This is a genomic window from Lutibacter sp., assembly GCF_040883305.1.
Lineage (GTDB): Bacteria > Bacteroidota > Bacteroidia > Flavobacteriales > Flavobacteriaceae > Lutibacter.
Window position 1 is genome coordinate 1 of sequence record NZ_JBFLKT010000372.1, and the last position, 8,146, is coordinate 8,146.

10 protein-coding genes and 1 tRNA gene are annotated in these 8,146 nt (G+C 32.8%); 10 read left to right on the top strand and 1 reads right to left on the bottom strand.

Annotated elements, in window-relative coordinates; all coding sequences use genetic code 11:
* A partial coding sequence (locus AB1Z17_RS11910) for an exonuclease domain-containing protein (protein ID WP_368052014.1) occupies positions 1-745 on the bottom strand: 745 nt, incomplete at its 3' end.
* A 274-nt stretch (positions 746-1,019) separates the two neighbouring features.
* On the opposite strand from AB1Z17_RS11910, the gene AB1Z17_RS11915 reads away from it, so the two are divergent.
* The 10 genes from AB1Z17_RS11915 (at position 1,020) to AB1Z17_RS11960 (ending at position 8,145) form a co-directional block, all read left to right on the top strand.
* The gene (locus AB1Z17_RS11915) at positions 1,020-1,460 is read left to right on the top strand and encodes a SoxR reducing system RseC family protein (RefSeq protein ID WP_368052015.1); all 441 of its coding nucleotides are present in this window, start codon (positions 1,020-1,022) and stop codon (positions 1,458-1,460) included.
* A gap of 1 nt (position 1,461) precedes the next feature.
* Positions 1,462-2,430 (top strand): Fe-S cluster domain-containing protein, encoded by a 969-nt coding sequence (locus tag AB1Z17_RS11920; protein ID WP_368052016.1) that lies wholly within the window; start codon positions 1,462-1,464, stop codon positions 2,428-2,430.
* Positions 2,423-3,751: an electron transport complex subunit RsxC gene (gene rsxC, locus AB1Z17_RS11925; RefSeq protein WP_368052017.1), complete on the top strand. Its 1,329-nt coding sequence runs from the start codon at positions 2,423-2,425 to the stop codon at positions 3,749-3,751. The genes AB1Z17_RS11920 and rsxC overlap by 8 nt, the downstream gene beginning before the upstream one ends.
* Position 3,752: 1 nt before the next feature.
* The gene (locus AB1Z17_RS11930) at positions 3,753-4,760 is read left to right on the top strand and encodes an RnfABCDGE type electron transport complex subunit D (RefSeq protein WP_368052018.1); all 1,008 of its coding nucleotides are present in this window, start codon (positions 3,753-3,755) and stop codon (positions 4,758-4,760) included.
* A 2-nt stretch (positions 4,761-4,762) separates the two neighbouring features.
* Positions 4,763-5,359: an RnfABCDGE type electron transport complex subunit G gene (locus AB1Z17_RS11935; protein ID WP_368052019.1), complete on the top strand. Its 597-nt coding sequence runs from the start codon at positions 4,763-4,765 to the stop codon at positions 5,357-5,359.
* Positions 5,360-5,364: 5 nt separating this feature from the next.
* Entirely contained in the window at positions 5,365-5,970 is a 606-nt protein-coding gene (locus AB1Z17_RS11940) for an RnfABCDGE type electron transport complex subunit E (protein WP_368052020.1), read from the top strand.
* Positions 5,971-5,972: 2 nt separating this feature from the next.
* Positions 5,973-6,548 (top strand): electron transport complex protein RnfA, encoded by a 576-nt coding sequence (locus AB1Z17_RS11945; RefSeq protein ID WP_134248626.1) that lies wholly within the window; start codon positions 5,973-5,975, stop codon positions 6,546-6,548.
* A gap of 381 nt (positions 6,549-6,929) precedes the next feature.
* Positions 6,930-7,508 (top strand): 30S ribosomal protein S16, encoded by a 579-nt coding sequence (locus tag AB1Z17_RS11950; protein WP_368052021.1) that lies wholly within the window; start codon positions 6,930-6,932, stop codon positions 7,506-7,508.
* A 12-nt stretch (positions 7,509-7,520) separates the two neighbouring features.
* The gene (gene rimM, locus AB1Z17_RS11955; RefSeq protein ID WP_368052022.1) at positions 7,521-8,054 is read left to right on the top strand and encodes a ribosome maturation factor RimM; all 534 of its coding nucleotides are present in this window, start codon (positions 7,521-7,523) and stop codon (positions 8,052-8,054) included.
* A 6-nt stretch (positions 8,055-8,060) separates the two neighbouring features.
* Positions 8,061-8,145, top strand: a tRNA-Ser gene (locus AB1Z17_RS11960).
* Position 8,146 lies beyond the last annotated feature (1 nt).

An 8,146-nucleotide genomic window follows, 5' to 3' on the forward strand; every position in this document is an offset into this window, starting at 1 on the left:
CACCAGCGGCTGGAATAGCAGTGTTAACTTTTTCTTCACTTTTCTTTTTTAAACGTTCGCTTTCTTTTTTTAAGTTTGTATGTTTTAAACCTATTACATTTATTGTCGAAGGATTTTTTGCATCAAATTGTTCAAAATAATCATCACCTACCTTTAACGCTTGTTTTGTATAAGCACGTCTTCTAATTAATTCTAAAAAACACCTAGTTGTTGCTTCAACATCGGCTGTTGCGTTGTGTGCTTCAGCAAATGGAGTATTAAATAAATGTTGATGTAATTCTGTTAGTGTAGGTAATTTAAATTTACCATATTTTCCACCAGGTAACTGACACATTGTGGCGGTAATTTCTGTGCAAGTATCTAAAACAGGTAACTTATTTAAGGTTGTTGCTACTTCTTTTCGGAAATATTCACAACCCATAATATTTAAGTCAAACTTTAAATTTTGACCAACAACAAATTTAGTTTTTGATAAGGCTTCATTAAATAGGTATAAAACTTTTTCTAAATCTTCACCCTTTTCTTCAGCTAATTGTGTAGAAATTCCGTGAATTTGCTCTGCATCATACGGAATATTATAACTTTCGGGTTTAATTAAGTAATCTTGTTGATCAATTATTTCACCATATTCATTGTGCAATTGCCAAGCTATTTGGACACATCTAGGCCAATTATCTGTGTCCGTTATTGGCGCATTCCATTTTTTTGGTAACCCTGTGGTTTCTGTGTCAAATATTAAAAACATGTGCTAGATTAAATTGCTTGGGAAATATTAATTTTTAAAAGTATGAATTTTAATATTTTTAAAAATCTATTAAGCACTATTTTTATTAACAATTCATGTATCTTTAATTATATTAGGTGGTTAACCAATTAAATTTTTAACACAAAATATCAATATGTTAAATTTTTTGATAAAAACTATTTTCATTTAAAGGCTAACATTCGTCATATTTTAAACTATTTTTATACTGTATTTTTACACTTTTAAAGAATGAAGAGGTTAGATTATGACTCAGTTGGATTTAAATAGTTATAAAAATAGAACAAATAACTTAGTTAAGCACGAAGGAATTATTTCGAAAATTTCTGAAAAAACTATTACTATTTCATTAAAAGGTAATGTGAATTGCGAAGGTTGCAAAGCACAATCTGCCTGTGGTGTGTCAGATTCTAATGATAAAGAAATAGAGGTTGTTAATTCTGCCCAATCATTTCAAATAAACGAAACCGTTGATGTTTTGTTGAAAAGAGAATTAGGTCTAAAAGCAGTTTTTTGGGCGTATGTTTTTCCTTTTATTTTAATGTTTGTTGTATTAGTAGCTGCATCCTTTTTCTTTAAGGAGTGGATTGCTGGCTTAATGTCGCTTTTCATTTTAATTCCTTATTATTTTATGCTTTTTGTATTGAAAAGTAGATTTCAAAAAGCATTTCAAGTATCAATTTTAAAATTTAATTAGAATGACAGATTCAGTTTTATATAGTGTTTTGTTGTTAGCTTCTTTAGGAATTATTGCAGCAGTTGTGTTGTATGTAGTTTCTAAAAAGTTTTATGTGTATGAAAATCCTTTAATTGCCGATGTAGATGAAATTTTGCCAGGAGCAAATTGTGCAGGTTGCGGATCTCCAGGGTGTAAATCGTTTGCTGAGAAATTGGTAGGTTCAGAAGATATTTCAGATTTATTTTGTCCGGTAGGAGGAAATGATGTTATGAAAGAAGTAGCAGCAATTTTGGGTAAAGAAGTAGTAGAAAGAGATCCAACAGTGGCAGTGTTACGCTGCCAGGGAGGTTGTGATGTGCGTCCAAAAACAACAGAATATCAAGGGCCAAGAACCTGTGCAATTTCTGCAATGGTTTATAGCGGTGAAACCGATTGCCAATACGGTTGTTTAGGTGATGGAGATTGTGTTAAGGTATGTAAATTCGATGCCATGTATATGGACGAAGCTACAGGTTTGCCAGTAATTATTACCGATAAATGTACTTCCTGCGGGGCTTGTGTTGAAGAATGTCCGAGAGATATTATTGAAATGCGCCCACGTAACAAACGCGATTTAAAAATATTTGTTGGTTGTTTAAATGAAGATAAAGGTGGAATTGCTAAAAAAGCTTGTGATGTAGCATGTATTGGTTGTTCAAAATGTGAAGATGTTTGTACGAAAGGAGCCATTACAATGGAAAATAATTTAGCATATATAGATGCAGATCTTTGCACTCTTTGTAGAAAATGTGTAGAAGTTTGTCCAACGCATTCTATTATTGCAACAAATTTTCCAGAAAAAAAACCTAAAAAAGTTGTTGTAAAAAAGATTATTGAAAAGGCTGTTGAAAAGGTTGAAGCTGAAAAGACTGAAGTAGAAAAAGTAGCTGTAGTAAAAGAAGCAACAGTTGCTAAAGTTAAACAAGAAAACACTAAAACGGATGCTTAAAACATTCCCAAAAGGAGGAATTCATCCTCCAGAAAATAAAATTACTTCATCCAAAGAAATTAAAAGAATGACAGTGCCAAAAGTGGTAACTGTGCCAATTGCACAGCATATTGGGATTCCCGCGGAAATAGTAGTTGACAGAAAAGATAAAGTTGAAATTGGTCAGGTAATTGCAAAATCTGGCGGATTTGTTTCTTCAAACATTCATTCTCCAGTTGCTGGTACAGTAACAAAAATTGATCAGATAATTGATACAAGTGGTTATAAAAAACAGTGTATAGTTATAAGAACCGATGCTAAAAATGAAACCAATTTTGAAGAGAAAGAATATCCATTAATAACCGAAATTCAATTAGAACCAAAAGAAATTGTGCAACGTATTTCTGATTATGGAGTAGTTGGTTTAGGTGGAGCAACATTTCCTTCACACGTAAAATTGAACGTAAAAGAGGGTGTTGAGTTAGATTATCTTCTAATTAATGGTGTAGAATGTGAACCTTATTTAACGGCCGATCATAGGTTAATGCTTGAAAAAACAGCTGAAATTATTGTTGGAATTAAAATTTTAATGAAGGCACTTCACATTTCAAAAGCCGTTATTGGTATTGAAAACAATAAAAAAGATGCTATAAAACAATTCAAAGAATTAACTAAAGAAGAATCTGGAATTCAGGTAGCAGCTTTACAAGTAAAATATCCCCAAGGTGGAGAAAAACAATTGGTAAGAGCTATTTTAGGAAGAGAAGTTCCTAAAAATGGATTGCCGTTAGACGTTGGTGTTATTGTAAATAATGTAGGAACTGTTTTTGCAGTTTATGAAGCCGTTCAGCATAACAAACCTTTAATGGAACGCGTGGTTACCGTTACAGGGAAAAAAATGGAAAATCCATCTAATTTTTGGGTAAAGATAGGAACACCTATTAAAGATTTAATTGCTGAAGTTGGAGGTTTGCCAGAAGGAACTCGAAAATTAGTTAATGGAGGTCCAATGATGGGGAAAGCTATAAAAAATACTGATGTACCTGTTACCAAAGGAACTTCAGGGATTTTAGTGATTTCAGAAGAAGAAGCGAGTAGGGGAAAAGCAGAAAATTGTATTCGTTGTGGTGAGTGTGTTACAGTTTGCCCTATGGGATTAGAACCACATTTGTTAATGAACTTATCTGAAAAAGGTATGTACGAAAAAGCTGCTGCAGAAGATATTATGACCTGTATAGAATGTGGCTCTTGTAGTTATGTTTGTCCTTCACACAGACCTTTATTAGATTATATCCGCTTTGGAAAAAGTATTGTTAAAAAATTAGAAACCTCTAAAAATTAGTATGAGTCAACCAATTATTATATCGGCTTCACCACACGTTCATTCAGCCAAAACATCAAAAAAAGTAATGTATGATGTGGTTATCGCTTTAATTCCAGCATTTTTAGTTTCGCTATATGTATTTGGAATTAGCGCATTAATTTTAACAGCAGTTGCTGTAGCATCTTGTTTGCTGTTTGAATATTTAATTCAAAAATATTTATTAAAATCTGAAATTACAATTGGAGATGGTTCCGCATTAATTACCGGAATTTTATTAGCATTTAACTTACCAGCAGGTTTACCAATTTGGATGATTCTAGTAGGTAGTTTAGTTGCTATTGGAATTGGAAAAATGTCTTTTGGAGGTTTAGGGTTCAACATATTTAATCCAGCTTTGGTTGGACGTGTATTTTTATTGGTTTCGTTTCCAGTTCAAATGACCATGTGGCCAACAGCTGTTGAAAATAACACTTCAATTGCAGATGCGGTTACCGGCGCAACTCCTTTAGGAATGATAAAAGAAGGATTAATGTTTGGCGATACTATGACAAATATTAGCGCAAATCTTCCATCAAATATGGAGATGTTTTTAGGAATATCAGGTGGTTCCATTGGTGAAATGTCTGCATTGGCATTACTATTAGGTGGAATTTATTTGCTGGCTCGCAAAGTAATTACGTGGCATATTCCAGTAACAATTTTGGTAACAATGGCGGTTATGACTGGAGTTTTTTGGGTAATTGACCCAGAAAGTTATGCAAGTCCGTTAATTCATATTTTATCTGGAGGTGCAATTTTAGGAGCATTTTATATGGCTACTGATATGGTTACCAGTCCAATGACGAGAAAAGGTATGCTAATTTTTGCTGTTGGTATTGCTGTAATTACGGTAGTAATTAGATTGTTTGGAGCGTATCCGGAAGGAGTTTCATTTGCTATTTTAATTATGAATGCATTTGTGCCATTAATCAACACTTATTTTAAACCAAGAAGATTTGGTTCAAAAATCAAATCTAAAATCGTTTAATTATGAAGAAGAAGAAAGATACATTTATAAATATGGTGATTTCATTATTTGCAATTACCATTATTGCGGGTTTTTCGTTAGGATTTGTGAACGAACTAACTGTTGGTCCTATTGAAAAAGGTAAAATTGAACGAAAAGTGAATGCTTTAAAACAAGTATTGCCAGAATTCGATAACAATCCTGTTGAAGAAATTCAGTTAGTAAAATCTGAATTCGCAAAAGATTCTGTTGAAGTTTATCCAGCATTTAAAAACAATGAATTTGTTGGTGCAGCGATTATTGGTTCTACAGAAAAAGGTTTTAGTGGATTGATTAAAATAATGGTTGGTTTTACTCCAGATGGAACTATAAAAAATATAGAAGTGCTGGAACAGAAAGAAACCCCAGGTTTGGGTACTAAAATGAAAGATGAAAAGTACTTAGCTCAATATAGAGAGAAAAACCCTTCAGATTTTAATTTAAAAGTAACAAAAGATGGAGGAGAAGTTGATGCTTTAACAGGCGCAACTATTACTTCGCGCGCTTTTGGTGAAGCTGTTCAAATGGCTTACGACGAGTTTATAAAAAATAATGATGCACTTAAAGAACTTAAAAATTAAGAATTATGGCTGAAAAAGCAAATCAAACCCAAAATTTCTTAAAAGGTATTGTAAAGGACAATCCAGTATTTGTAATGTTGTTGGGTATGTGCCCAACTTTGGGTGTAACATCATCGGCATTTAACGGATTAGGAATGGGAGTTGCTACGTTATTTGTTTTATTAATGAGTAATATAGTTGTTTCATTAGTAAAAACTCAAATACCGAGTAAAGTACGTATTCCAGCATTTATCATAGTTATTGCATCGTTTGTAACCATTGTTGAAATGGTATTGGAAGCGTTTATTCCATTTTTATATGAACAATTAGGAATCTTTATTCCGCTAATTGTGGTAAACTGTTTAATTTTAGGAAGGGCAGAAGCCTATGCTTCTAAAAATAATATTTTATCATCAATTGTGGATGCTTTAGGAATGGGATTAGGTTTTGTAATTGCCTTAACAGCTTTGGGTGCAGTAAGAGAAATTTTAGGAAGTGGTAGTATTTTCGAATTTAAATTTGTGCCAGAAGATGCAAATACATTTATCTTGTTTATTTTACCTCCTGGAGCATTTATAGCATTGGCATATTTATCTGTTTTATTCAACAAAATTTCAATTAAAACAACTTAAAAATGGATTATATAATTATACTTATAGCAGCGGTTTTTGTTAATAATATTGTACTTGCACAATTTTTAGGAATTTGTCCGTTTTTAGGCGTTTCTAGTAAGGTTTCAACGTCAGTTGGTATGTCTGGAGCGGTTTTATTTGTTATGACATTGGCAACAATGGTAACCTATTTATTACACGAATTTATATTAGTTCCTGCGGGATTAGATTATTTACGAACCATAACGTTTATTTTAGTAATTGCAGCTTTGGTGCAAATGGTAGAGATTATTCTTAAAAAAGTGAGTCCGCCATTATACCAAGCATTAGGTGTTTTCTTACCTTTAATAACAACCAATTGTGCTGTTTTAGGTGTTGCAATTTTAGCTTTAGGATTAGACGGTGGAAGTTTATTAAAAGCAGTATTTTTCGCAGTTTCTAACTCCATTGGTTTTGCGTTGGCATTAATTGTTTTTGCAAGTATTAGAGAGCATTTAGAGCTTGCAAATATTCCAAAAGGAATGAAAGGAGTCCCAATTAACTTACTAGTTGCCGGATTGTTGTCATTAGCTTTTTTAGGGTTCACAGGATTAGTTTAAAAGTTGTAAAGTCAAAAGCCAAAAAGAGAGAAATAAGAAGTAATTCGAAAATTCTGTTGAAAGAACGTCTTTGCGTAGAGTTTTTTAAACGACGCAGCAATCTCATTTTATGAAGTTGAAAGGGTTAACGGTAGCTGAGCCGAGTCGAAGCCTATTCCTTTGAGAAAAGTTTTAGTATTGATCACTATTGTGTTGTGTTGAAGTTATTATTTAAGAAAGGAGTAATATGTCTATTTTAATTGTAATTTTTTAGATTTTTACGCTTAAAACTTTTGAGGTTCAAACTTTTATACTTTTAACTGTATAATTTGAAAATAACTAAGTATATTTGCAAACTTAAAATTTATAACCAAGGTCGAGAACCTTAAAAATTAAAACAAAATGCCAGTAAAAATTAGATTACAAAGACACGGTAAAAAAGGAAAACCATTTTATTGGATCGTTGCAGCTGATGCACGTTCAAAAAGAGATGGTAAATACTTGGATAAAATTGGGACGTATAATCCTAATACAAATCCTGCAACTATCGATTTAGATATTGATGGAGCCGTAAATTGGTTGCAAAACGGAGCACAACCAACTGATACCGCAAAAGCTATTTTATCTTATAAAGGAGCAATGCTAAAAAACCACTTAGTAGGTGGTGTTAGAAAAGGTGCTTTAACAGAAGAGCAAGCTGAAGAAAAATTCCAAGCTTGGGTAGCTGAAAAAGAAGCTAAAATTAATGCTAAAGTAGATGGCTTATCAAAAGAAGAAGCTGATGCTAAAGCAAAAGCTTTTGAAGCTGAAGTAAAAGTAAACGAAGATCGTGCTGCTGCTGCTAAAGAAGTTTCTGAAGCTGCAATTAAAGCTGAGGCTGATGCAAAAGCTGCTGTAGCTGCTGCAAATGCAGAACCAGTTGAAGAAAAAGGTCCAGAGTCTATTGATGATGCTCAAAACGCAGCAAGCGAAGAAGGTTAATTTTTTCTGATAATGCGTAAAGAAGATTGTTTTTATTTAGGCAAAATCGTTAGAAAACATAGCTTTAAAGGTCAAGTTGTAGCCAAATTGGATACAGACGAACCTGAACTTTATAAAAATTTGGAATCAGTATTTGTTGCTTTAGGCAATGATCTGGTTCCATTTTTTATTGAAGAAAGTTTGCTTCAAAAAGGAAATCAACTTAGAATACAATTTGAAGATGTGGAAAGTGAAGAAGATGCTAATGCTATACTTGGATCAGGATTGTATTTACCCCTAGAATTTCTTCCAAAATTGACAGGTAATAAATTTTATTTTCACGAAATAATAGGTTTCGATATTGAAGATGTTAATTACGGATATGTTGGAGTAATTACTGGAGTGAACGATTCTTCAGCACAACCATTGTTTGAAATAGATTCTAATGGAGTAGAAGTTTTTATTCCAATGATTGATGATTTTATAAAAAAAGTAGATAGAGATAACAACAAAATTATTGTTGAATCTCCGGCAGGATTGATAGATTTATATTTAAATCAAGAATAATAATTTAGAGAGGTGGCCGAGTGGTCGAAGGCGCACGCCTGGAAAGTGTGTATACGGCAACGTATCGAGGGTTCGAATCCCTTCCTCTCTGC

Coding starts and splice junctions, on each gene's coding strand:
- AB1Z17_RS11920 (WP_368052016.1), top strand. CDS start 1,462: ATGACAGATTCAGTTTTATATAGTGTTTTGTTGTTAGCTTCTTTAGGA.
- AB1Z17_RS11935 (WP_368052019.1), top strand. CDS start 4,763: ATGAAGAAGAAGAAAGATACATTTATAAATATGGTGATTTCATTATTT.
- AB1Z17_RS11950 (WP_368052021.1), top strand. CDS start 6,930: ATGCCAGTAAAAATTAGATTACAAAGACACGGTAAAAAAGGAAAACCA.
- rimM (WP_368052022.1), top strand. CDS start 7,521: ATGCGTAAAGAAGATTGTTTTTATTTAGGCAAAATCGTTAGAAAACAT.
- AB1Z17_RS11940 (WP_368052020.1), top strand. CDS start 5,365: ATGGCTGAAAAAGCAAATCAAACCCAAAATTTCTTAAAAGGTATTGTA.
- rsxC (WP_368052017.1), top strand. CDS start 2,423: ATGCTTAAAACATTCCCAAAAGGAGGAATTCATCCTCCAGAAAATAAA.
- AB1Z17_RS11945 (WP_134248626.1), top strand. CDS start 5,973: ATGGATTATATAATTATACTTATAGCAGCGGTTTTTGTTAATAATATT.
- AB1Z17_RS11930 (WP_368052018.1), top strand. CDS start 3,753: ATGAGTCAACCAATTATTATATCGGCTTCACCACACGTTCATTCAGCC.